Origin of the sequence: Klebsiella grimontii (assembly GCF_900200035.1) — a bacterium.
GTDB lineage: Bacteria > Pseudomonadota > Gammaproteobacteria > Enterobacterales > Enterobacteriaceae > Klebsiella > Klebsiella grimontii.
The window spans coordinates 191,170-214,119 of sequence record NZ_FZTC01000020.1; the positions used below are offsets into that span (position 1 = coordinate 191,170).

23 protein-coding genes are annotated in these 22,950 nt (G+C 55.3%); 10 read left to right on the top strand and 13 right to left on the bottom strand.

Annotation, left to right across the window (positions count from 1 at the left end):
* Nucleotide 1: 1 nt before the first annotated feature.
* Nucleotides 2-1,789: an aspartate--tRNA ligase gene (aspS, locus tag KOSB73_RS19620; protein WP_004136675.1), complete on the bottom strand. Its 1,788-nt coding sequence runs from the start codon at nucleotides 1,787-1,789 to the stop codon at nucleotides 2-4.
* Between the two features lie 268 nt (nucleotides 1,790-2,057).
* On the opposite strand from aspS, the gene KOSB73_RS19625 reads away from it, so the two are divergent.
* The 5 genes from KOSB73_RS19625 to cmoB are packed head-to-tail and all read left to right on the top strand — an operon-like array spanning nucleotide 2,058 to nucleotide 5,684.
* Nucleotides 2,058-2,624, top strand: coding sequence for a hydrolase (locus tag KOSB73_RS19625; RefSeq protein ID WP_004136672.1), 567 nt, complete (start codon nucleotides 2,058-2,060; stop codon nucleotides 2,622-2,624).
* Nucleotides 2,621-3,439, top strand: coding sequence for a DUF72 domain-containing protein (locus KOSB73_RS19630; protein WP_004136670.1), 819 nt, complete (start codon nucleotides 2,621-2,623; stop codon nucleotides 3,437-3,439). The genes KOSB73_RS19625 and KOSB73_RS19630 overlap by 4 nt, the downstream gene beginning before the upstream one ends.
* Before the next feature lie 53 nt (nucleotides 3,440-3,492).
* Nucleotides 3,493-3,888, top strand: coding sequence for an MAPEG family protein (locus KOSB73_RS19635; protein ID WP_004122068.1), 396 nt, complete (start codon nucleotides 3,493-3,495; stop codon nucleotides 3,886-3,888).
* Between the two features lie 39 nt (nucleotides 3,889-3,927).
* Nucleotides 3,928-4,671, top strand: a complete 744-nt coding sequence (cmoA, locus tag KOSB73_RS19640) for a carboxy-S-adenosyl-L-methionine synthase CmoA (protein WP_049085135.1) — start codon at nucleotides 3,928-3,930, stop codon at nucleotides 4,669-4,671.
* Complete coding sequence (cmoB, locus tag KOSB73_RS19645; RefSeq protein ID WP_004136659.1) at nucleotides 4,668-5,684, top strand: tRNA 5-methoxyuridine(34)/uridine 5-oxyacetic acid(34) synthase CmoB; 1,017 nt, start codon at nucleotides 4,668-4,670, stop codon at nucleotides 5,682-5,684. The genes cmoA and cmoB overlap by 4 nt, the downstream gene beginning before the upstream one ends.
* A 100-nt stretch (nucleotides 5,685-5,784) precedes the next feature.
* On the opposite strand, the gene cutC is transcribed toward cmoB, so the two are convergent.
* Both cutC and KOSB73_RS19655 read right to left on the bottom strand, forming a co-directional pair.
* Nucleotides 5,785-6,519, bottom strand: a complete 735-nt coding sequence (cutC, locus tag KOSB73_RS19650; protein ID WP_029669910.1) for a copper homeostasis protein CutC — start codon at nucleotides 6,517-6,519, stop codon at nucleotides 5,785-5,787.
* Nucleotides 6,520-6,595: 76 nt separating this feature from the next.
* Nucleotides 6,596-7,165 (bottom strand): VOC family protein, encoded by a 570-nt coding sequence (locus tag KOSB73_RS19655; RefSeq protein WP_004136649.1) that lies wholly within the window; start codon nucleotides 7,163-7,165, stop codon nucleotides 6,596-6,598.
* Nucleotides 7,166-7,395: 230 nt separating this feature from the next.
* Between KOSB73_RS19655 and argS the strand changes: the two genes are divergently transcribed.
* A complete protein-coding gene (argS, locus tag KOSB73_RS19660; RefSeq protein WP_098140857.1) occupies nucleotides 7,396-9,129 on the top strand; it encodes an arginine--tRNA ligase in 1,734 nt (577 codons plus the stop codon).
* Between the two features lie 120 nt (nucleotides 9,130-9,249).
* Here argS and bglB read toward each other — a convergent pair whose 3' ends face one another.
* Nucleotides 9,250-10,389 (bottom strand): beta-galactosidase BglB, encoded by a 1,140-nt coding sequence (gene bglB / locus KOSB73_RS19665; RefSeq protein WP_024359883.1) that lies wholly within the window; start codon nucleotides 10,387-10,389, stop codon nucleotides 9,250-9,252.
* 4 nt (nucleotides 10,390-10,393) lie between these two features.
* Entirely contained in the window at nucleotides 10,394-11,977 is a 1,584-nt protein-coding gene (locus KOSB73_RS19670; RefSeq protein ID WP_004136643.1) for an MFS transporter, read from the bottom strand.
* A 75-nt stretch (nucleotides 11,978-12,052) separates the two neighbouring features.
* Here KOSB73_RS19670 and KOSB73_RS30895 point away from each other — a divergent pair, with 75 nt between their 5' ends.
* Complete coding sequence (locus KOSB73_RS30895) at nucleotides 12,053-12,211, top strand: hypothetical protein (RefSeq protein WP_155553276.1); 159 nt, start codon at nucleotides 12,053-12,055, stop codon at nucleotides 12,209-12,211.
* A 128-nt stretch (nucleotides 12,212-12,339) separates the two neighbouring features.
* A complete protein-coding gene (gene uspC, locus KOSB73_RS19680) occupies nucleotides 12,340-12,768 on the top strand; it encodes a universal stress protein UspC (RefSeq protein WP_004122077.1) in 429 nt (142 codons plus the stop codon).
* 28 nt (nucleotides 12,769-12,796) lie between these two features.
* On the opposite strand, the gene otsA is transcribed toward uspC, so the two are convergent.
* From otsA to KOSB73_RS19710, 6 genes are all read right to left on the bottom strand, one after another.
* The gene (otsA, locus tag KOSB73_RS19685) at nucleotides 12,797-14,221 is read right to left on the bottom strand and encodes an alpha,alpha-trehalose-phosphate synthase (RefSeq protein ID WP_004136641.1); all 1,425 of its coding nucleotides are present in this window, start codon (nucleotides 14,219-14,221) and stop codon (nucleotides 12,797-12,799) included.
* Nucleotides 14,196-14,999, bottom strand: coding sequence for a trehalose-phosphatase (gene otsB / locus KOSB73_RS19690; RefSeq protein ID WP_004136637.1), 804 nt, complete (start codon nucleotides 14,997-14,999; stop codon nucleotides 14,196-14,198). The genes otsA and otsB overlap by 26 nt, the downstream gene beginning before the upstream one ends.
* A 159-nt stretch (nucleotides 15,000-15,158) precedes the next feature.
* Nucleotides 15,159-16,139 carry an L-arabinose ABC transporter permease AraH gene (gene araH, locus KOSB73_RS19695; protein WP_004136631.1) on the bottom strand — a complete coding sequence of 327 codons (981 nt, stop codon included), beginning with the start codon at nucleotides 16,137-16,139 and terminating at the stop codon, nucleotides 15,159-15,161.
* Between the two features lie 14 nt (nucleotides 16,140-16,153).
* The gene (gene araG, locus KOSB73_RS19700; RefSeq protein WP_098140859.1) at nucleotides 16,154-17,668 is read right to left on the bottom strand and encodes an L-arabinose ABC transporter ATP-binding protein AraG; all 1,515 of its coding nucleotides are present in this window, start codon (nucleotides 17,666-17,668) and stop codon (nucleotides 16,154-16,156) included.
* A gap of 61 nt (nucleotides 17,669-17,729) precedes the next feature.
* The gene (locus KOSB73_RS19705; RefSeq protein ID WP_024359886.1) at nucleotides 17,730-18,710 is read right to left on the bottom strand and encodes an arabinose ABC transporter substrate-binding protein; all 981 of its coding nucleotides are present in this window, start codon (nucleotides 18,708-18,710) and stop codon (nucleotides 17,730-17,732) included.
* Between the two features lie 273 nt (nucleotides 18,711-18,983).
* Entirely contained in the window at nucleotides 18,984-19,556 is a 573-nt protein-coding gene (locus KOSB73_RS19710) for a DJ-1/PfpI family protein (RefSeq protein ID WP_004136626.1), read from the bottom strand.
* Between the two features lie 539 nt (nucleotides 19,557-20,095).
* Here KOSB73_RS19710 and KOSB73_RS19715 point away from each other — a divergent pair.
* Together KOSB73_RS19715 and KOSB73_RS19720 are read left to right on the top strand one after the other, a co-directional pair.
* Nucleotides 20,096-20,599, top strand: a complete 504-nt coding sequence (locus tag KOSB73_RS19715; RefSeq protein ID WP_004136625.1) for a non-heme ferritin-like protein — start codon at nucleotides 20,096-20,098, stop codon at nucleotides 20,597-20,599.
* A gap of 252 nt (nucleotides 20,600-20,851) precedes the next feature.
* Nucleotides 20,852-22,414: an MFS transporter gene (locus KOSB73_RS19720; RefSeq protein ID WP_049089581.1), complete on the top strand. Its 1,563-nt coding sequence runs from the start codon at nucleotides 20,852-20,854 to the stop codon at nucleotides 22,412-22,414.
* A 46-nt stretch (nucleotides 22,415-22,460) separates the two neighbouring features.
* Here KOSB73_RS19720 and KOSB73_RS19725 read toward each other — a convergent pair whose 3' ends face one another.
* Nucleotides 22,461-22,712, bottom strand: a complete 252-nt coding sequence (locus tag KOSB73_RS19725) for a DUF2766 family protein (RefSeq protein WP_004103438.1) — start codon at nucleotides 22,710-22,712, stop codon at nucleotides 22,461-22,463.
* A gap of 78 nt (nucleotides 22,713-22,790) precedes the next feature.
* Nucleotides 22,791-22,874, bottom strand: coding sequence for a stress response protein AzuC (gene azuC / locus KOSB73_RS19730; RefSeq protein ID WP_004136622.1), 84 nt, complete (start codon nucleotides 22,872-22,874; stop codon nucleotides 22,791-22,793).
* Nucleotides 22,875-22,950: the final 76 nt, after the last annotated feature.

Here is a 22,950-nt window from a genome sequence, read left to right on the forward strand (position 1 = left end):
CTTACTTATTCTCCAGAGACTCTTTTGCCTCTTTCGCCACCACCTGAATACCCAGCTCGCTCAGCGATGCCGGGTTAGCGAAGCTTGGCGCTTCGGTCATCAGGCAAGCGGCGGCGGTGGTTTTCGGGAAGGCGATAACGTCACGGATATTATCGGTACCGGTCAGCAGCATGGTCAAACGGTCAAGACCGAAAGCCAGGCCCGCGTGCGGCGGAGTACCGTATTTCAGCGCGTCCAGCAGGAAGCCAAACTTCTCGCGCTGCTCTTGCTCGTTAATGCCGAGAATGCCGAACACGGTTTGCTGCATTTCACCGCTGTGAATACGTACCGAACCGCCGCCGACTTCATAGCCATTGATGACCATATCGTAGGCGTTGGCCACCGCGTCTTCCGGCGCGGCCTTCAGCTCGGCGGCGGACATATCTTTCGGCGAGGTGAACGGATGGTGCATCGCGGTCAGGCCGCCTTCACCGTCGTCTTCAAACATCGGGAAGTCGATAACCCACAGCGGCGCCCATTTGTTTTCGTCGGTCAGGTTCAGGTCTTTGCCCAGCTTCAGACGCAGCGCGCCGAGCGCGTCGGCGACAACCTTTTTGTTATCCGCGCCGAAGAAGATCATGTCGCCATCCTGCGCGCCGGTGCGCTCAAGGATCGCTTCAACGATGTCGGCGTTAAGGAATTTAGCTACCGGGCTGTTGATGCCTTCAAGGCCTTTCGCCCGCTCGGTGACTTTAATATAGGCCAGGCCTTTTGCGCCGTAGATCTGGACAAACTTACCGTACTCGTCGATTTGCTTACGGGTCAGCGCAGCGCCGCCCGGTACGCGCAGCGCGGCTACGCGGCCTTTGGCGTCGTTAGCTGGACCTGCGAAGACGGCGAATTCCACCGCTTTGACCAGATCGGCAACGTCCACCAGCTCCATCGGGTTACGCAGGTCTGGTTTATCGGAACCGTAGCGGCGCTCGGCTTCGGCGAAGGTCATGATCGGGAAATCGCCCAGATCCACGCCCTTCACTTCCTGCCACAGATTACGCACCAGCGCTTCCATCACTTCACGCACCTGCTCGGCGGTCATAAAGGAGGTCTCGACGTCGATCTGGGTGAATTCCGGCTGGCGGTCGGCGCGCAGGTCTTCGTCGCGGAAACATTTAACAATCTGATAGTAGCGGTCAAAACCGGACATCATCAGCAGCTGTTTGAACAGCTGGGGAGACTGCGGCAGCGCGTAGAATTTGCCTTTATGCACACGAGAAGGCACCAGATAGTCGCGCGCGCCTTCCGGGGTAGCTTTGGTCAGCATCGGCGTTTCGATATCGAGGAAGCCGTGGTCGTCCATAAAACGGCGGACGAGGCTGGTAATCTTCGCACGGGTTTTCAGGCGCTGCGCCATTTCCGGACGACGCAGGTCCAGGTAGCGGTATTTCAGACGCGCTTCTTCGGTGTTGACGTGGTTGGAGTCCAGCGGCAGCGCTTCGGCGCGGTTGATAATGGTCAGGTCGGATGCCAGCACTTCGATGGCGCCGGTGGCCATATCGCTATTCACGTTTTTTTCGTCACGCGCACGCACGGTGCCGGTGACCTGGATGCAGAACTCATTACGCAGTTCAGAGGCCAGCTTTAATGCGTCGGCGCGATCCGGATCGAAAAACACCTGCACGATGCCTTCGCGGTCACGCATATCGATAAAGATAAGGCTACCAAGATCACGACGCCGGTTGACCCAACCACACAGAGTCACTTGCTGCCCTACGTGGGACAGACGAAGCTGCCCGCAATATTCTGTACGCATGAGATATCCCTTAACTTAGCCGCAGGCGGATTGTTGCCTGCCTTGCAGGCGACGAGGTCGCAGCTTTAGCTGATGTCACAACTGAATGAAAAAAGGCGGCTATTATACTGGAAATTATGCCGCACGATAAGTCCGGCGCAGCGCGCTGCGTTGCTTTGCTGCACGCTTATTGCTTGTACTCACAAAAATTAACAAAATTTGTTACCCTCGGGCGAGATCGGCAACGGTATTGTAGCGGCCTGACAACAAAAGAAGATACGGGGATATCATGTTAGAACTCAATGCAAAAAAGACCGCGCTGGTCGTTATTGACCTGCAGGAAGGCATTTTACCGTTTGCCGGCGGCCCGCATCGCGCTGACGAAGTGGTTGAGCGCGCCGCGAGTCTGGCGAAAAAGTGCCGCCAGCAGGGTTCCCCGGTGGTCATGGTTCGCGTTGGCTGGTCGGCGGATTTCGCGGAAGCGCTGAAGCAGCCGGTCGATGCTCAGGCAGGCGCGCCAACGCTACCGGAAAACTGGTGGGCCTATCCGCTCGCGCTGGAAAAACAGGCGAGCGATATCGAAGTCACCAAACGCCAGTGGGGGGCCTTTTACGGCACCGACCTGGAGCTGCAGCTTCGCCGTCGCGGTATCGATACGATTATCCTGTGCGGTATCTCCACGAATATCGGCGTCGAATCTACGGCGCGCAACGCCTGGGAGCTGGGTTTTAACCTCATTCTTGTCGAAGACGCCTGCAGCGCGGCGACGGCGGAACAGCATCTTAGCAGCATGACGCATATCTTCCCGCGGATTGCCCGCGTGCGTAGTACCGAGGAGGTGCTTGCCGCATTATGATTTATATAGGGCTTCCCCAGTGGGCGCACCCGAAGTGGGTGCGGCTGGGTATCACCAGCCTTGAAGAGTATGCCCGCCACTTCAACTGCGTGGAGGGCAACACCACCCTGTACGCGTTACCAAAAGCGGAGATTGTCAGCCGCTGGTATGAACAAACCCACGACGATTTTCGCTTCTGCTTCAAATTTCCGGCCACCATTTCGCACCAGGCGGCGCTGCGCAACTGCGACGACTTAAGCCATGAGTTTTTTACCCGTCTGGCGCCGCTGTCTTCGCGCATCGGCCAGTACTGGCTCCAGTTGCCGGCGACGTTCGGCCCTCGGGACCTCACCGCCCTCTGGCCGTTCCTCGACAGCCTGCCGCGCGAATTCCGCTACGGCGTTGAGGTAAGGCATCCGGAATTTTTCGCCAAAGGGGAAGCGGAACAGCAGCTCAATCGCGGCCTGCATCAGCGTAACGTCAATCGCGTGATCCTTGATAGCCGTCCGGTTCATAGCGCCGTCGCCCGCAGCCCGGCGATGATCGAGGCGCAGAAGAAGAAGCCTAAAGTCCCCGTCCATGCGCTGGTGACGGCCCATAATCCAATGGTGCGTTTTATCGGCAGCGATGATATGACGCAGAATCGCGAGCTTTTTAGCGTGTGGATTCGCACGCTGCCAAAATGGACGCCGACCGCCACGCCGTACCTGTTCCTCCATACTCCGGATATCGCCCAGGCGCCGGAACTGGTCGACACCCTGTGGGGCGATCTGCGTACTGCCCTACCGGAAATAGGGAATGCGCCGTCAATTCCGCAGCAAACCTCCCTTTTCTGATATCCTGCTATCCTCAATTGAGCCACCGGAAGCGATAAAAGGGAGTTTTGAGTATGGTCAGCGCGCTGTATGCGGTCTTAGGTGCGTTATTGCTTATTAAGTTTTCCTGGGACGTCGTACGCCTGAGGACGCAATATCGCGTAGGCTACGGCGACGGTGGTTTTAGCGAGCTGCAGGTCGCTATTCGCGTGCACGGGAACGCGGTGGAGTATGTTCCCATTGGCCTGATCTTACTGCTGTTTATGGAGATGAACGGCGCCCAGACCTGGATGGTCCACGTCTGCGGTATCTTGCTGATCGCCGGGCGCCTGATGCACTCGTATGGCTTTCATCATCGTCTCTACCGCTGGCGCCGTTCCGGCATGAGCGCGACGTGGTGTTCGTTGTTGCTGATGGTGCTGGCGAACTTCTGGTATATGCCCTGGGAGTTGGTTTTCTCCGTCCGTTAGCGCACAATACGCCGTTTTCGATTTTTCGGGTTTAACGTTATGTCTCACCGCGATACGCTTTTTTCCGCGCCGATTGCCAGTCTCGGCGACTGGACCTTTGATGAACGGGTTGCTGAAGTCTTCCCGGATATGATCCAGCGCTCTGTTCCCGGCTATTCCAATATCATTTCGATGATCGGCATGCTGGCGGAACGTTTCGTTCAGCCGGATACCCAGGTTTACGATCTCGGCTGCTCGCTTGGCGCAGCCACACTGTCCGTGCGCCGCAATATTGCGCATTCTGGCTGCAAAATCATCGCCATCGATAACTCGCCGGCGATGGTCGAACGCTGCCGTCGCCATATTGACGCCTATAAAGCGCCGACGCCGGTCGAGGTAATTGAAGGCGATATTCGCCACGTCACGATAGAAAACGCCTCAATGGTGGTGCTCAATTTCACCATTCAGTTTCTCGAGCCGGGCGAACGTCAGGCCATTCTGGACAAAGTCTATCAGGGGCTGAACCCGGGCGGCGCGCTGGTGCTGTCGGAAAAATTCAGCTTCGAAGATGACAACGTCGGCGAACTCTTGTTCAACATGCATCACGACTTCAAACGCGCTAACGGCTACAGCGAGCTGGAAATCAGCCAAAAGCGCAGCATGCTGGAAAACGTGATGCTCACCGATTCCGTGGAAACCCACAAAGCGCGCCTGCGTAAGGCCGGTTTCGAACATGCCGAGCTGTGGTTCCAGTGCTTTAACTTCGGATCGTTAATCGCCGTAAAATCCGGGGACCCGGCATGATTGATTTCAGCAACTTTTATCAATTGATTGCCAAAAGCCCGCTTTCGCACTGGCTGGAGACGCTGCCGGCCCAGGTGGCGGCCTGGCAGCGCGACGCGCTGCACGGCAAATACCGGGAATGGGAACGGGCCGTCGAGTTTCTACCCGAGTTTGCGCCCTACCGTCTGGATCTGCTGCACAGCGTCACCGCCGAGAGCGAAACGCCGCTCGGTGAAGGCCAGCGCCTGCGGATTGAAAACCTGCTGAAGAATCTGATGCCGTGGCGTAAAGGGCCCTTCTCCCTTTACGGCGTGAATATCGATACCGAATGGCGTTCCGACTGGAAGTGGGAGCGCGTACTGCCGCACCTTTCCGATCTGACCGGGCGTACCATCCTTGATGTCGGCTGCGGCAGCGGATACCACATGTGGCGCATGATTGGCGCCGGCGCTCATCTGGCGGTGGGCATCGACCCCACCCAGCTGTTTCTTTGCCAGTTTGAAGCGGTGCGAAAACTGTTGGGCAACGACCAGCGCGCGCATCTGCTGCCGCTGGGCATTGAGCAGCTTCCGGCGCTCAACGCCTTTGATACCGTCTTTTCGATGGGCGTGCTGTATCACCGCCGCTCTCCGCTCGATCACCTGTGGCAGCTCAAAGATCAGCTGGTTCCCGGCGGCGAGCTGGTGCTGGAGACGCTGGTCGTTGAAGGCGACGAAAATACCGTACTGGTGCCGGGCGACCGCTATGCCCAAATGCGCAACGTCTACTTTATCCCGTCCGCCGCCGCGCTGAAGCAGTGGCTGGAGAAGTGCGGATTTGTCGATGTGCGTATTGTCGATGCGTGCGTCACTTCGACCGACGAGCAGCGCCGCACCGAGTGGATGACCACCGAGTCGCTGGCCGATTTCCTCGATCCGCGCGATAGCAGCAAAACGGTCGAAGGCTATCCGGCCCCGCTGCGCGCGGTGATTATTGCCAGTAAACCGGAAACGCAGCAGTCGTTAGCGGCGAAAAAAAACCGTAGCCAGGGCTAATTCTGGATAAAAAAAGGCCCCTGTTTAATGGGCAGGGGCCTGGTACGGGCAATCATCATATTGGGCGACATGATGTGCAGCAAAAAACGGTTTACTCTCTCTACGCGGTAATTATCTTCTTCATTTCCGCTACCGCTTCGCCATTGACGGCGTAGCGTAAGTATTCATCTGCTTCGGCATCCGTAGACATCGACAATCCGGGATTGCGAAAGCGCATCGGGGACGGTAACCACTGGCCTGCCGAGGTATGCACCTCTTTTACCCCCGCCTGTAAAAACAGCGGCAGGTTGGCGGCGCGCACTCCTGCACCGGCCATAATAATAGGAGTATCGCTTTGGGAAATAAGTTCCCTGATTAATGAAATTCCTTTTTCGGCAGACGCCTGCTGGCCCGAAGTCAGGATACGCTGAACGCCGAGTTCAGCCAGCTCAACGCTGGCCTGGCGCGGGTTGGCGCACATATCAAAGGCCCGGTGAAAGGTGACGGCCAGGGTTCCCGCCGCCGCCATTATTTTTTTCATTCGCGCCCTATCCACCCGACCGTCGGCGTCAAGAATACCGATTACCAGGCCGGGAAAACCGAGATCTTTCACCGCGGCGACATCATCCAGCATCGCGGCAAACTCGCCCGCGGTATAGCAAAAATCACCGCCGCGCGGGCGAATAATCGGATGCACGGGAATAGTCACCGCTTCACGCACCGATTTCAGTACGCCCAGCGAAGGCGTCAGCCCCCCCTCCTGCGGCGCGGCGCATAGCTCGATGCGATCGGCGCCGCGGCGCTGGGCCTCCAGCGCGCACTCCATGCTGTAACAGCAGACTTCCAGTAAGGTCATTCTTCTCTCCGTAGATTGAGCAGGCACGCCAGAATGGCACGATTTCTCCCGGCAGACGCCGCGTAACGTCACACTGTCATCGTTCAGCGTGTTCACTGGCGACAATTTGCTCAATCGACCACGGGTGAAATTTGATCGTCACTTTACCATCGGTTACCGCCAGGGTTGGATTCGGTAAACGCTCACGCGCACCTTTCGGCGCGCTGGTCTTGACAAAAATACCCGGTTGGCTCAGCCCGTCATCGGACAGCAGCGCCAGCGCGCGGGTATTGAGCGTTTCAGGTTCGCCAGGCAGCACGATTTCAATATGCTCCCAACCTTCGTGCGGATAGCGCTTTTCGCCCGGCCACGGCAGCTCAACGATGCGAAAACGCCAGTGCGCCACGACCACCGGCTCATCCAGGCGGAATAAACAGATGGGCCGGCCGTTAATCACGTTTTCCGACAGCAGCGTGCCGCATTGTTCAAAGCCGCGACGCCAGCGTTCCGCCGTGGCGTTCTGATGACAGCGCAGGGAAATATGGTCGGCATCAAGTGACGTAATATCGAGACCAAGCCGATGAGCTAGCGCGTTTAGCGCCTCGGTAAAGCGCGGCAGGTCCGCGGAAATATCGTTTAATTCATTAATCTGCTGCCAGTTCGCCATCGTAAGCCTCGGTACTCGCTAAAAAGAGCTAATTTATCGCGTTTCCCGCGCCCTACCAACCGACAATCGTCGGCGGCCCCCCGTGAACGGTTATTCGTTGAGCGCGAGGCTTAGCAACCTCTGCGCGGTGCTGACGCGTGGGCGCAAATGCAGTATACTCCCGCCCTAATTTGTCCACATTCCTGCGCCGCCCCCTCTGGGTGACGGCGTATTAAACGTAAGGTATTTCGGTGAATATTCAGGCTCTTCTCTCAGAAAAAGTCAGTCAGGCCCTGATCGCGGCAGGCGCGTCTGCCGATTGCGAACCTCAGGTACGCCAGTCAGCAAAAGTCCAGTTCGGCGATTATCAGGCCAACGGCGTGATGGCCGTAGCCAAAAAACTGGGCGTGGCGCCGCGACAACTTGCAGAGCAGGTCCTGTCTCATCTCGACCTGAGCGGCATTGCCAGTAAGGTCGAAATCGCCGGTCCCGGCTTTATTAATATTTTCCTCGACCCGGCTTTCCTCGCGGAAAACGTCAGCAGCGCGCTGAAATCCGAACGTCTGGGCGTGGCTCAGCCGCAGGCGCAGACGGTGGTGGTCGATTACTCCGCGCCGAACGTGGCGAAAGAGATGCACGTAGGCCACCTGCGCTCCACGATTATTGGCGATGCCGCGGTGCGGACGCTGGAATTTCTCGGGCATAAAGTGATCCGCGCGAACCACGTAGGCGACTGGGGCACCCAGTTCGGCATGCTGATCGCGTACCTGGAAAAGCAGCAGCAGGAAAACGCCGGCGAGATGGCGCTGGCCGACCTCGAAGGTTTTTATCGCGAAGCGAAAAAACACTACGACGAAGATGAAGCCTTCGCCGAGCGCGCGCGCAGCTACGTCGTTAAGCTGCAGGGCGGCGACGAGTACTTCCGTGAAATGTGGCGCAAGCTGGTCGATATCACCATGTCGCAAAACCAGCTTACCTATAACCGCCTGAACGTCACTCTGACCCGCGACGACGTGATGGGTGAAAGCCTCTATAACCCGATGCTGCCGGGTATCGTTGCCGATCTGAAAGCCCAAGGTCTGGCGGTAGAAAGCGAAGGCGCGACCGTGGTGTTCCTTGACGAATACAAAAACAAGGAAGGCGAACCGATGGGCGTGATTATCCAGAAGAAGGATGGCGGCTATCTCTACACCACTACCGATATCGCCTGCGCAAAATACCGTTACGAAAACCTGCATGCGGATCGCGTGCTTTACTACATCGACTCTCGCCAGCACCAGCACCTGATGCAGGCGTGGACCATCGTGCGTAAAGCCGGCTACGTGCCGGATTCCGTCCCGCTGGAGCACCACATGTTCGGCATGATGCTCGGCAAGGACGGCAAACCGTTTAAAACCCGCGCCGGCGGCACCGTGAAGCTCGCCGACCTGCTGGACGAAGCGCTGGAACGCGCCCGCCGTCTGGTGGCGGAGAAAAACCCGGATATGCCCGCCGATGAGCTGGAAAAACTGGCGAACGCGGTCGGAATTGGCGCGGTGAAATACGCCGATTTGTCTAAAAACCGCACCACCGACTACATCTTTGACTGGGATAACATGCTGGCCTTTGAGGGCAATACCGCGCCTTATATGCAGTATGCCTATACCCGCGTGCTCTCCGTGTTCCGCAAAGCGGATATTGATGAAAGCACGCTGGCGGCGGCGCCGGTGGTGATCACCGAAGACCGTGAAGCCCAGCTGGCGGCCCGTCTGCTGCAGTTTGAAGAAACCCTGACCGTCGTCGCGCGTGAAGGCACGCCGCACGTCATGTGCTCTTATCTGTACGATCTGGCTGGCCTGTTCTCCGGCTTCTACGAGCACTGCCCGATCCTGAGCGCCGAAAGCGAAGAGACGCGCAACAGCCGCCTGAAGCTGGCACTGCTGACCGCAAAAACGCTGAAGCTGGGTCTGGATACCCTGGGTATCGAAACTGTAGAACGGATGTAAAAACAAACCCGGCGAAAGCCGGGTTTGTTTTATAACGCCTGATGGCGCCGCGCTCATCAGATCTGCAACATCCTTGTAGCCCCGGTAAGCGTAAGCGCCACCGGGGAAATTCCGCCCTTCTCAGAAATACTTCCGCAGATACTCCGTCAGGCACAGGATCGCCATCGCCTGGCCATACGGCATCGACGTCAGCGGAATGTCGCGATAAAAATCAAGATTCGAACCCATTCCGGTACCGAACGACGTTTGCAGCAGCTCCCCTTGCGGTGAGATATTCTGCACGATGCCGCGAATCGCTTTTTCCGCCACCTCCGCATACGCCTGACTCACGTAGCGCTTGCGCACCGCTTTGAGGATCCCATAAGCAAAACCGGCGGTCGCCGACGCTTCCAGATAGGAGTCGGGATCGTCAAGCAGCGTATGCCACAGGCCGCTATCGTCCTGACAGCGGGCCAGCGCCGCAATCTGCGCATTCAGCACCTGCACCAGATAACGCCGTACCGCGCTGTTTTCGGGTAAATCCACCAGCTCCAGAAAATCCGGAATAACGATAGTCAGCCAGCTATTGCCGCGCGCCCAGCGGGCTTGGGCGAAATTATGCCGCCCCTCATAGTTCCAGCCGTGGAACCACAGGCCGGTCTCGCGGTCCAGCAGATTCTGCACGTGCAGCAAAAACTGATATACCGCCTCCTCTACGTATTCCGGACGATTAAGCAGCTTGCCGATTTTCGCCAGCGGCAGAACCGTCATCATCAACGTGTCGTCCCACATCTGCTGATGATTCTCTTCCGCCAGGGTGATGTGCTGCATGCCGCCAGATTCAGTGCGCGGCATTTCGTTCATCGCCCACTCCGCCCAGCTATCGAGCCAGGGCAGATACGCGGAGTTACCCGTCTCTTCGTAGCGGTATGCCAGGGTGAGAAACGGCGCCATGGTGTTGACGTTTTTGGTGGTCGCGCCCTCGGCAAAGCGATCGGCAAACCAGCTATCGATAATGTCGCGCATCGCGGTATCGCCGGTCTGCTGGTAGTACTGATAAATACCGTACAGGCCGACGCCGTGAGTCCACTCCCAGCCGTTCCACCCTTTGGTGTCAATAACGCGTCCGTCGTCCAGCCGCAGTAAAAATTGCCCGCTTTCGTCCTTAATGTTGACCAGATTGCGCGTCACCTTCTGAATCAGCGCCTGCAGTTCATTGCGGGCGATAAAACGCTCCGGCTGGCGCAGTAGTGGGCTATGTTTGACAGGCCAAACTTTCATATCCTTAACCTCTGTTATATGTCGAATTCATGGCTGAACGCTGCTTCAGCGCTGGCGCGGCGGGTTTATTCCGATTCAGATAACCAATATTGTTGTTTCCCCACAGGGCGTCGTACGGCATCCCGGCCAGCATCTCCACCACTTCACGATCCTCGGCGCTTGCCAGTTCCGGCTGAGCGCGGCCTGATTCACGCATTTTCAGCGTTTCCGCACGCAGGACGCTGTGGGTTTGCAGATTGAGCTTAAAGCGCAGGGACACGAGGAAACCGCAGGCCAGCACCACTAAAGTACCGACGCTGAGGATCAGCAGAATGGTATGGCTCACTTCATAGGGCTGCGTTTTCTGCCCGGAGACAAAGCCCGACATCTGCATGATGATCCCCACCAGCATCACCGCGCCGGCCTGAGACGCCTTACGCGTCAGGGTCATAATCCCGGCGAAGATGCCTTCGCGGCGCTGGCCGGTGATCACTTCGTCCACGTCGGCAATATAGGTGTAGGTGTTCCACGGAACATAGTTGATGCCGCCGCGCCCCAGGCCAGCCACCGCGGATATCAGCAGCAGCAGCGAATAAACATCGCTAAGGCCAGCGTAGTACAGCACCGCGTAGGAGAGCGAACTCAGGCCGAACAGCACCACCACCATGCGGTACGATGGCGCCGGCCCGAAGCGAATGCACAGCGGGATCATGGCGATAACCGCGATAAACTGGAAGATTGCCATGGTACCGAGCAGGTTGGAGGCCATCGAGGCTTCCTGCATCAGCACAAACACCACGTAGTAGGTAAAGACCGCATTGAACACATCCTGGGCGATATAGCCTCCCAGATACATGCCCAGATGCTGACGAAAAATTTTAATTCGCAGGGTCGAACTTAACTCAATAAACAGGCGGTTAAGGCTCTGAGACAGCGTCAGGTTTTGTTTCTCCTCTTCAGCGCGTAGCGCGGCTTCCGTCCACTCTTCACGCGGGCGTTCCCAGGTAAAGAACCAGACAAATGTCAGCATCATCGCGCACAGTACCGAGAACACCAGGCTGGCGTAAAAGAAAGAAACGGCGTTGTCTTTGCCGAAGATAGTCAGCAGCACGCCCGGCAGGAACGAAGCCAGAATCGCTGACATCTGGGCCATTGAAATACGCGCGCCGGAGAATTTTGTTTTCTGTTTAAAATCATCGGTCATTTCCGGCACCAGCGTTTCATACGGCACCAGAATCATGGTGTAGACAATATCAAACAGCAGATAGGTCAGCAGGTAGTACCAGAACCCCATATCCCCTACCCACATGATGGAGTAGCTAAATACGCAGGGGATGCCGAGCAGGATGAAGAACTTGCGTCTGCCAAAACGTTTCCCCAGCCAGGTCGAGCCAAAGTTATCCGTCAGGAAGCCCATCAGCGGACTGATCACCGCATCCAGCACCCTGGCGGTGGCAAAAATAAGCGTCGCTTCGATAGGGGAAAGACCGCAAAAGGTGGTGTAGAAGTAGAGCAGCCATGCTGCTGTAAGTGCGGTTGTCCCCGCACCAAGGAAATCGCCCGATCCATAGGCAAGGTAGTTAACCAAACCGATTTTACGTGTTTTCATCGCCGTAAATCCTGTGTCTTTTTTTAGAGAACTCCGAACCGCTTTTTGGCCCATTCAGCCAAAAGGGGTTGATACATGGCTACATTAAGAACATGGGAACGGCGTTACCTTTTCATTTTTGCCAGCCAAAAGCGTTCACTGGCAAAAACACAAAGAGTCGATGAACGCGCCTCACTGATTTATAAAACAGCGTTTCTTTTAATACAAAAGATCGGACCAAAAGTTGCGAGGTGACAGCCAAAAAGACCTTGCGTCGAGGAGAATCTGCGCCTGGTTTTTCGCCGTGGATAAACCTTGCGAAAGCTAAGGAATCGGAGTAAAGACAATAGAAAGGGTTATTTCGCGTATCTCAAGGAGGCTTGATGCCCTACTCACATCTATTGGTCGCCGTGGCGCCAACCCCGGAAAGCCGGGTCCTCATTCAGAAAGCCGTCTCAATCGCCCGTCCGGTTAATGCGAAAGTCAGCCTGATCACGCTGGCAACCGATCCGGAGTTGTACAACCAGTTTGCGGCGCCGATGATGGAAAATTTACGCGAAGTCATGCAGGAAGAGACGCGCGGTTTTCTGGCCGAACTCGCCCGCCACGCCGACTACCCTATCGAAAAAATGACCATCGCCAGCGGCGGGATTGCTCATCACGTGAAGGATTTTTGTCGGCAGCATCGCGTTGACCTGGTGATTTGCGGTAACCACAACCAGAGCCTGTTTTCTCGCGCAACCTGTTCGGCGAAAGATATCGTTGGCAGCAGCGGCGTTGACGTGCTGCTGGTGTGTCTGGAAAAAGGTTAGCGCCGGGGAAGCGCTAACCGTCGTTGCCTCAGGCAAGTTTGGGGAAAGTTGCGACCTTACGCGCTAAGTGACTCTCCTCACTGCCTGGCTCAATCTCCTTTAGATCGGCAATAAACCGCTCCTGCCAGCGATGGATATCGTTATCCTTAATCACCGCCAGCATGGCCGAATGGCGGGCTATACGCTCGGCCAGCGGCATGGTTAGCGCCTGATCCAGCGCTGCGGCGACCTCGTCGCGATCGTAAGGATTGACGATTAAGGCCGTCGGCAGCTCGTTCGCCGCGCCGGCAAACTGCGACAGCACCAGCACACCCGGATTTTGCGGGTCCTGCGCGGCAACATACTCTTTCGCCACCAGATTCATCCCATCGCGCAGCGGCGTAACCAGCCCGACGTCCGAGTAGCGGAAGATTTTCATCAGCAGCTTGCGTTCAAAGTGCTGGTTCAGGTAGTAAAGCGGAGTCCAGCCCAGCTGGCCATACCGGCCGTTAATGCGTCCGGCTGCGGTTTCCAGCTGGTGACGAATATCCTGATAGGCCTGAACATCGCCGCGCGACGTCGGCGCAATCTGGGTATAGCGAATCTTACCGTGATGATGCGGATAGTTTTCAAGCAGCGCCTCGTAGGCGAGAAAACGCTCCGGCAGCCCCTTCGAATAATCCAGCCGCTCGACGGAAAAGATATTCTGCACGCTTTTCAGTTCGCTTTTCAGCTGCGCCAGCTTGGGCGGCAGCGGCCCTTTTGCGCTGCGCGCTATCTCTTCCGGATCGATACCGATTGGGTAGACTTCGGTCTGGAAAGGTTTGCCCCAGGCCACATGTTTTTTTCCGCCGCGCGTCGTCAGACGGGTCTGCATCGATACGCAGTCCAGAAACGCCAGTCGGTCGCTCTCGGTCTGGAAGCCCAGTAAATCGTAATCGCAAAGCTGCTCCAGCAGCTCCGCGTGCGGCGGCAGCGCGTTAAAGACTTCCGGCGTCGGGAACGGAATATGTAAAAAGAAGCCGATGCGGTTATTGACGCCGCGCTGGCGCAGTTCGCTGGCCAACGGCAGCAGGTGGTAATCGTGGATCCAGACAATATCGTCAGCTTCGATCAGCGGCAGCAGCTTATCGGCCAGCTTCGCGTTGACACGCTGATAGCCCTCCCAGGCTTCACGCTGAAAATCGACCAGATCAAGACGATAATGGAACGCGGGCCATAGCACGGCGTTGGAAAAGCGGTTGTAATATTCGTCGTGATCCTGCTCGCTAAGGTTGAAAGAGGCCCAGGTTATATTTCCCTGAGTCACTTTTTTTAGCGGCTGCTGGTCATCACCGATTTCCCCACTCCAGCCGAACCACAATCCTCCGGCTGCTTTTAATGCCCCCATAATCCCCACGGCAAGGCCACCGGCGCTGGCCTTTTTATCATCCGGCGGGGCAATACGATTAGATACTACGACTAAGCGACTCATAGCCATCTCTCCTGTCGGTTAGCGCATCTGGTTGTTGCCCATGATTCGCGATGTTACTAATCCAAAGATGAACAGCGGCGACATCCGGCAGGCGCCAACGCGCCTGGGTCTCGCCGCCGCCCACTTTGACCGATACGCCACTCAGTTGATTGACGACGCTAAAACCCGCTTCATCGGTTAAATCATCACCGACAAATACCGGCTTGCGCCCTCTGAATGGAGCTTCCTGCATAAAAGCGGCTATCGCTTCACCCTTATTCACTCCGCGCGGTTTGATCTCCACCACGCACTTGCCCGGCTGTAAAGCCAGAATGGGATGGCGCTGCACGACGGCTTGCGCCAGCGCCAGCACCGCGTGCTGATGCTCCGGCGCCTGACGGTAGTGCAGCGCAAAAGCCATCCCCTTACTTTCCAGTTCGCATCCCGGCAACGCATCCAGCGCCGCGGTCAGTTCCGCCGACAGCGCCTTCAGGAGGGAATCAGGTAAAGAGACAATATGCGTTTTACCATTGATGTCACGGCGTTCAGCCCCGTGGACACCGGCAAGCGGCAGCCGGTAAGGACGGGTAAGCTCATCCAGCTCAACCATTGAGCGCCCTGAAATCAATGCCACCGCGCCGTTATGCTGCTGCACGAGCTGGCGCAGCGTCTGCAGAACATCGGCAGGAATGACCACCTGATCGGGATGGGGTTTGATACCGGCAAGGGTACCGTCGAGGTCAAAGAAAAAAGCGCAGTTTCCGGTTAACGCAGGCGGTACATAAATCTGGTCAGCCACCCTGTTTCCTCCTTATCATGGCCAGCAACATGCTGGGTGTTAATTTATTGTAGCCATGTAAGTATAGACAGTGTGACCAGCCTCGCCATTTTTGATAGTCATTGCCAGCGCAACGAGCGCTGGCAATGGATTAGGATTAGACTGAAAAGTTGACCTGGATTAAACGGCGCGCTTCGCTTTCTGTTTGTAGCGGTCAAAGATAACCGCCGCCAGCAAAATCACGCCGCGAACGACATACTGCGAGAACGGCGAGATGTTCAGCAGGTTCATCGCGTTCTCCACCGTCCCCAGGATCAGGATCCCGGCCACCACGTAGGAGATCTTACCGATCCCGCCCTTCAGCGATACGCCCCCCAGCACGCAGGCCGAGATAACAATCAGCTCATAGCCAATCGAGGTCATCGGCTGACCGCTGGTCATACGGGAAGCCAGGATAATGCCTGCCGCGGCAGAAACCAGGCCGGAAAGGACGAAAATAATGATCTTGGTCCGCACCACCGGCACGCCCGCCAGACGCGCAGCTTCTTCGTTGCCGCCAATCGCCAGGGTATTACGGCCGAAGGTGGTTTTATTGAGCAACAGGCCGAAGACAATCAGGCAGGCTACGGTCAGCCAGATAGGCGCTGGCAGACCAAACCAGTTGGCGTATCCGAGAGTAAAGAAGCGCTCGTCTTCAATCCCTACCGCCTTACCGTCAGAGATGATATAGGCCAGACCGCGAACGATCTGCATGGTCGCCAGGGTGGTGATCAGGGCGTTAATCTTCAGGCGGGCAATCACAAAACCGTTTACCAGACCGCTCAGCGCCCCGAGCAGCAGACCGGCGCCGATGCCAATCCACATGCTCTCTGTCAGGTTAATCACCACCGCCGTGGTCACCCCGGCGCAGGCGATAACCGAGGCGACCGACAGGTCAAAGTCGCCGGATGCCAGGCAAAACAGCATCCCGCAGGCCACCATTCCGGACATAGAAATAGCCAACCCCAGGCCTTTCATATTGATAAATGAGGCAAAATTAGGCACAAAAATGACGCAGCCAATAAACAGCACCGCAAAAACAACCAGCATGCCGAACTGATCCCAGACGCGGGAGAAGCTAAAAGCCGACCGGGTAGTACCTGAAGTAGTAACTGATGACATCATAGACTCCTTACTCAGGCGACCGCCTGGCTCACTTTTGGCATCGCAAGGCTCAATGCCTGCTGTTCATTCGCATGTTCATGCAGCAGTTCTCCGGCAATCTCACCCTCACGCATAACCACGATGCGATCGGCAACGCCGAGAACTTCCGGTAAATCGCTGGAGGCAAAAACCACCGCGACGCCAGATGCCGCTAATGCATAGATAACGTTGTAGATTTCGTGCTTAGCGCCCACGTCAATACCGCGCGTTGGCTCATCAAGCAGGATGACTTTCATCTCTTCCGACAGCCAGCGGCCAAGGATCGCCTTCTGCTGATTGCCGCCGGAGAGGTTCATAATCAGCTGCTCGGCGCCAGGCGTTTTGATATTCAGCGATTTAATGTGCTGGTCGGCGTTCTGCGCTTCCCAGGCGTTGTTGATAACGCAGCCGGCGAGAATATGCTTGCGCCGAGCGCTGATATTGATGTTGTCGCGCACCGAGTGGACCGGAATTATGCCCTCCGCTTTACGGTCTTCCGGGCAGAGCATCATCCCGGCCTGAATCGCCTGGGCTGGCTTACGAATATCAATGGCCTCGCCGTCGATATAAACCTGACCGCCGGTTATTCTGCTGCCACCGAATAAGCCTTTCATCAGCTCGCTGCGCCCGGCACCGACCAGCCCAAACAGGCCGACGATTTCTCCGCTGCGCACCGACAGACTGACGGGCTGGCGCACGCCGGGCGCCTTCACCTGCTCAAGACGCAAACGCTCTTTGCCATATTCACGCGGCTGCCAGCCGTAGATATCGCCCAGTTCGCGCCCCACCATCGCCTGGACCAGCGCGTCGTGGTTAACCTCCTGCATATTGTCAAAGGTGCGCACGTAGCGGCCATCTTTGAATACCGTAATGACGTCGCTTAACGCAAAGATCTCCTCCATACGGTGGGAAACGTAAATAATGACCCGTCCTTCCTGGCGCAGCTCGCGGATCACCCGAAACAGGTTTTCAATTTCTCGCGCCGAAAGGGAGCTGGTCGGCTCATCAAAGGCGATAATTTTGGCGTTGCGCGCCAGCGCTTTAGCGATCTCCACCATTTGCCACTGGCCGATAGAGAGATATTTGAGCGGCGTTTCCGGGTCGATATCGAGCCCCAGATGTTTAAGCTGCAGGCCTGCTTCATAATTCAGCAGCGACCGATTCACAATCCCGCCTTTATGCGGCAGCTGACCGAGGTAGATATTTTCCGCCACGGTCATTTCCGGAATCAGATGCAGCTCCTGATAGATAATCGCCACCCCGGCGTTCAGCGCCTCGGTGGTGTGATTGAACGTCATCTGCTGACCGCGGATCTGCAGGCTGCCGGCCGTCGGTATGTAGTTGCCGCTGAGAATTTTCAGCAGCGTGGATTTCCCGGCGCCGTTTTCTCCCATCAGGGCGTGAACCTGTCCGGCATAGCAGCCAAAGCTAATGTCGGACAGCGCTTTAACGCCCGGGAAGGTCATGGTGATGCCGTGAAATGAGAGATAAGGGGTAGACTGTTGCATAACGACTCCGCTTTTCTGTACGGAGCCCCTCGCGCACTGCGAGAGGCCCGGTCAACCGGCCTTACAGCCCTTTTTTCGCCAGCTCTTCTTTAAAGTTGTCACGGGTAATTAGCACCACGTCGGTTACCGCGGTGAATTTCGGCGGCTCAACGTCTTTCGTTACCCAGTTGTAAAGCATCTCGCTGGTTTTATAGCCGTGAATATCCGGGCTTGGCAGCAGAGAGCCGTAGAAGCCGGTGGCCTGGGCTTTAGAAAGCTCGTTCACCGCATCAACGCCGTTAATACCGATACCGATAACGTCAGGGGCTTTAAAGCCCTGGCCTTCGGTCGCGCGCACGCCGCCCAGCACGGTATTGTCGTTCATGCCGACGATCAGCCAGTGCTTAACATTCGGATGTTGAACCAGCATGGAGTTACCGGCGTCAAACGCGCCGGGGATGTCGTTAGATTTGGTTGGCACGCGATAGATTTGTTGCTCCGGGAAGCCGGCGGCTTTCAGCGCGTCGATAGATCCGGTGGTACGGCGGCGGGCGGTATCCAGCTCATCGGCAGTGATAGCCATAACCGCGGTGTCTTTTACATCCCAACCGCGTTTTTGCATCTCTTTATACAGTTCCTGCCCCTGACGCGCGCCGATTTCGCTGGCCGCCATCATCACCAGCGGTACGCTGTCCATCGGTTTGCCTTTGGCGTTGACGAACTGGTCATCGACGGTAATCACTTTCATATCATAGCCGCGCGCTTTAGCGACAATAGCCGCCCCGAGTTTTGGGTCCGGGGTGCAAATGACGAAGCCCTTGGCTCCGCTGGCCGCCAGGCTATCAATCGCGTTAAGGGTTTTCTCGCCGTCGGGAACAGCGATTTTAATCACATCGAAACCTAAATCTTTACCGGCCTTATCGGCAAATTTCCACTCTGTTTGAAACCATGGCTCTTCAGGCTGTTTCACCAGAAAACCCAGCTTCAGCGTCTCAGCCATAGCTGATTGTGACATAACTGCGGCAAGACCAATCGCCGCCAGCGCTTTAGTAAATTTGTGCATGGTAAACTCCAGCTTTAATTCGCTTTTATGTAGGAAAAAATAAGACTTAAATTTTTTATCGGACGAAAAACAAGGCATTAGGAAAATCTCAATCATGAGTGCCGTTGTTTAAATAGTATTAACCGGAAATTATTTCTCCATACGAGAGCCCAATCACATCGCGGAATTACAGTAATTGCGTACATATAAACAGCGAAAAAAGACATAAAAAAAGCGCTAATTGTCAGACAATTAGCGCGGGCCGTAGCAATATTCTCTATATCATCAGCAGAGTTATCCCTGGAGAGATCGCCATTGGCAATAAATGTGCTCCGCATGATCGCGAACAGGTGCCTCGTCCCCCAATAAACGGGCGGCGACGGTGAACGAAAAATCAAAAACGTGCCCTAACCCTTTACCGCTGATCAAATTCCCGTCTTCCACCACCGCCTGGTCAACGTACTCGCCGTCGGAGACGTCTTGCCATAGCTCTCCCGAACAGACGTAGCGACGCCCCTTCAGCAGGCCGTTGCCGCCAAGGACTCTCGCGGCTGCCGAACAGATTGGGCAGATCAGCTTTCCTGCTTCATCGTGGGCCGAGATAAACGCCACGACGGCCTGACTGGCGGCCAAATTCACGCTTCCCTGCGGACCGCCAGGCAGAACCACCGCGTCGTATAGCGCGCCGGCGCGTTCCGTTAGCGTGCTGTCCGCCACCATGGGGATATCATGGTAGCTCACTACCGCGCGCGACTCGGCGCAGGCGAGCAGTTCAACATTGAGATGCAAGCGACGAAGAATATCAATAACCACAATCGCTTCGCCTTCCTCAAAACCCGGCGCCAGCAGCACCGCAACTTTTTTCATTTCCGTCTCCTTCAGATAGCCAGGTAGCAATAATGTGTTTACAAACACAGCATTTTTTTAAATTAACGTCATCATCTGCTCTTTGTTACATGAGTCAGAACGACCCCGCTGATTTTCTTACTCGCAGGCTACCACAAAAAAAAGAACGATGAATCACTATTTTTAAAACGAAATTTCACTAACATCACTAGCACTACTATTAATTAGTGAGAGATCGAAATAAAAATACATAAAATCATCCAGATAAATTTAAATCCGATGCTAAATCTCAGCATTTTCTCTAACAAAAAACCATTATATAAAGATATCTACCGATGCTGTAACCAAATGTAAATATTAGACGTTGAGAGTTTTCTTAATTGAAATATAGCGCTATTCTATATCCGTTGAGATAAGAAATTTAATACACAGGCATACGTAGAAGCTCTGAATATTATTATTCAGAGCTATCTTCCTGTGCCCCATAATTTCTACGCAGCCCTGCTATAGATGCGTCAGGATATGACGCCAGCCCCTCCAAAGAGAATAAGGATATTTTTATGGTCGTTCCACGAATGGTCCAAAAGCTAAATAACCAGATGAATCTTGAATTCCATACCTCAAATTTATATCTGCATTTAAGCGAATGGTGTACTCAGCACCGGTTGAACGGTACCGCCACTTTTCTCCGTAACCGAGCGCAAGCCAGCATAACGCAGACGATGCGGGTCTTTGATTTTATGAAAAAATCAGGCGCCTGGCCCGTGGTCAAAGCGCAAGATACCTATAGCGCTGAATGCACATCGCTTGAAGACCTCTTTAGCAAAACCGTTGAGGATTATCAGCAGCGCAGCAGCATACTCTCCAGCCTGGCGGAAGAGGCGAAGGCGCAAAGCGATGCGCCAACCCTGCGCTTTCTGACGCTGCTTGCGGAACAACAGGATCGGGATGGCATGCTGCTGGAGACGATTCTTGACGAAGTACGCCATGCGGAAAAAGCCGGGACCAGCGAACAACAAACCGATCGTTACCTGCTCGATCTGGTCAGCAACCAGCGCGGCTAACCCCATACTGGCGGGGATACGTCGCCTGTTCGCGCCCGCACTCGCTTTATCCTACCTCCCCTGCTCACCCTCTTTTTCGGCGCTTCGGCGCCGTTTTTTATTCCTGAAAAGCATTAAAAAGTTTTAACCAGATCTCATTCCCGCTCAGCCGGAGGAATTAGCAGGGTATTGGTGATCTGGATCACGTTTAAAACCATGAGTTAATAATATAAAAACAGTGTTTCAAAAATTTAAAACACGGAGTTTATTTTAATGGCAAGATATACGGCTTCAGCCTCACAGGGGCTGCAGGGAAGACCGATTTTGTTACGCCATCAGTTAGCCTACGGCGGCGGGAATTTGCTGGGAAGCGGCGCACTGGCGATCAGCGGCGCATGGCTGCTCTATTTTTATACAACCTTCTGCGGGCTGACGCTGATCGAAGCCTCCTTTATCTTTTCCGTCGCCAGTATTATTGACGCGATTAGTAACCCGCTTATGGGTTATCTCACCGATAACTTTGGCAAAACGCGGCTTGGTAAACGCTTCGGTCGTCGCCGCTTCTTTTTATTGATTGGCATTCCGCTGATGATGTTCTACCCGCTGCTGTGGGTAGAAGGCCTCGGCTTCTGGTACTACCTGTGCACCTACGTCGTCTTTGAAATCATTTATACCTCGATTATGGTCCCCTATGAAACATTGGCGACCGAAATGACAGACGATTTCTCACTGCGTTCGAAACTGACCGGTTACAAAGCGATTTTCGGCAAACTGGCCAACTTCCTGGCGGCCTTTATCCCGGGACAGTTTATCCTGCTCTATGGGAAAGAATCCGCGACCCCGTTCTTCCTGACCGGGCTCACCTACGGCGTCATTCTCATCGTGGCCATCTCCTGCCTGTGGTACTGCAGCTGGGAGCGTCCGCGAGAAGAGGAAATGAGCAAGGGAAAGAAAAAGGGGCTGCTCAGTACGCTGCTGATGCTGGCGAAAGATATGCGCTCCACGTTTTATCTGCGCGTATTCCGTAAACACCTTGGTATGTATCTCTGCGGCTTCGGCGCCGAGTGGCTGTTTGCGTCGATCTTCACTTACTTCGTTATCTTCGTGCTGCAGCACGATCCGGCGATGGTAGCCGGCCTCAACAGTCTGAACTCCATCCTGCAGCTGGTATCAACCGCCCTGTTTATCGGCCTGTGCGTGAAGAAAGGCTTCAGTAAACCTTATATTCTGGCGCTGAGCGTGGTTATCTTTGCCGTACTGCTCTACACCTCGCTGTGGTTCTTCCATCTGCCAGCACACCTGGCAACCATTCTTATGTTTGGCATTACCGTACTGTTCGGCCTGGGCACCGGCGGCGTGTACTACATTCCGTGGACCGTTTACACCTTTTTGGCGGATGTCGATGAAATCTATACCGGCCGTCGCCGCGAAGGGATCTATGCGGGAGCAATGACCTTCTCCGGTAAAATTTTGCGCTCTATCATCGTCTTTTCCATGGGGGCGATCCTCAGCTTCTACGGATTCCAGTCGAAGGCGCATACGCAGCCTGAAAGCGCGGTCACCGCGATTGCGGTTGTGTTCTGCGCGGGGGTGATTCTGCTGGCTCTGGCAGCCATTGTGTTCAGTAAGCAGATGAAGCTCGATCGCAAGGCGCACCTGGTGGTGTTGCAGGAGGTCGCGCGCATTAAGGCAGGTGGTAAGATCGGCGATATCGCGCCGGAGGTTCGCCTTATCGTGGAAGATTTAGTCGGCCACCGCTACGAAGAGTGCTGGGGCAACAGCAAGCTGTTTAAAGATACCCAGAAAGGCGCCATTCAAACCGCCGTATCCCACTAATCGGTTAAAACGCCCCGCGATCGCAATGATGACGGGGCTAACGCAGCTAGTGCGCTTCTTCCTGCGGGGTGAATTTCAGTTCAATCAGCGCGATGGCCTTTTGTACCGCCCGCAGGGTCACCGGGTCAGCCGACGCCGGGTGGCTGGCGAAATCGATAGCTTTCAGCTGGGTGGTCATTTTTTCGCGTACCTCGACAGGGGCGATAATATCAATGACATCGAGGATCTGTTTGATGACTAACTGGCAGGCAACCACGTCAGAAACCAGTTCGTCGTGTTCGGTAAGATGTTGAGACATGTTTCACTCCTTTTTTCAGGAGCGTAATAGTAACCTAAATCGTGGAATATAAAAAAACCTGCCGCAGCAGGTTTTTTATCAGAACATACCGCCAGGCGGTACGTCTTTGAAGGTTTTGCAGTAGTTTTCGAACATGCTCTTCAGGATTTTGCGCAGTTTCATGGTTGACTCCATTTTTTGTTATGCAGGTGTTAATGTCTTTACGGCTATAATATGACTTACATCACAAAAATCAATC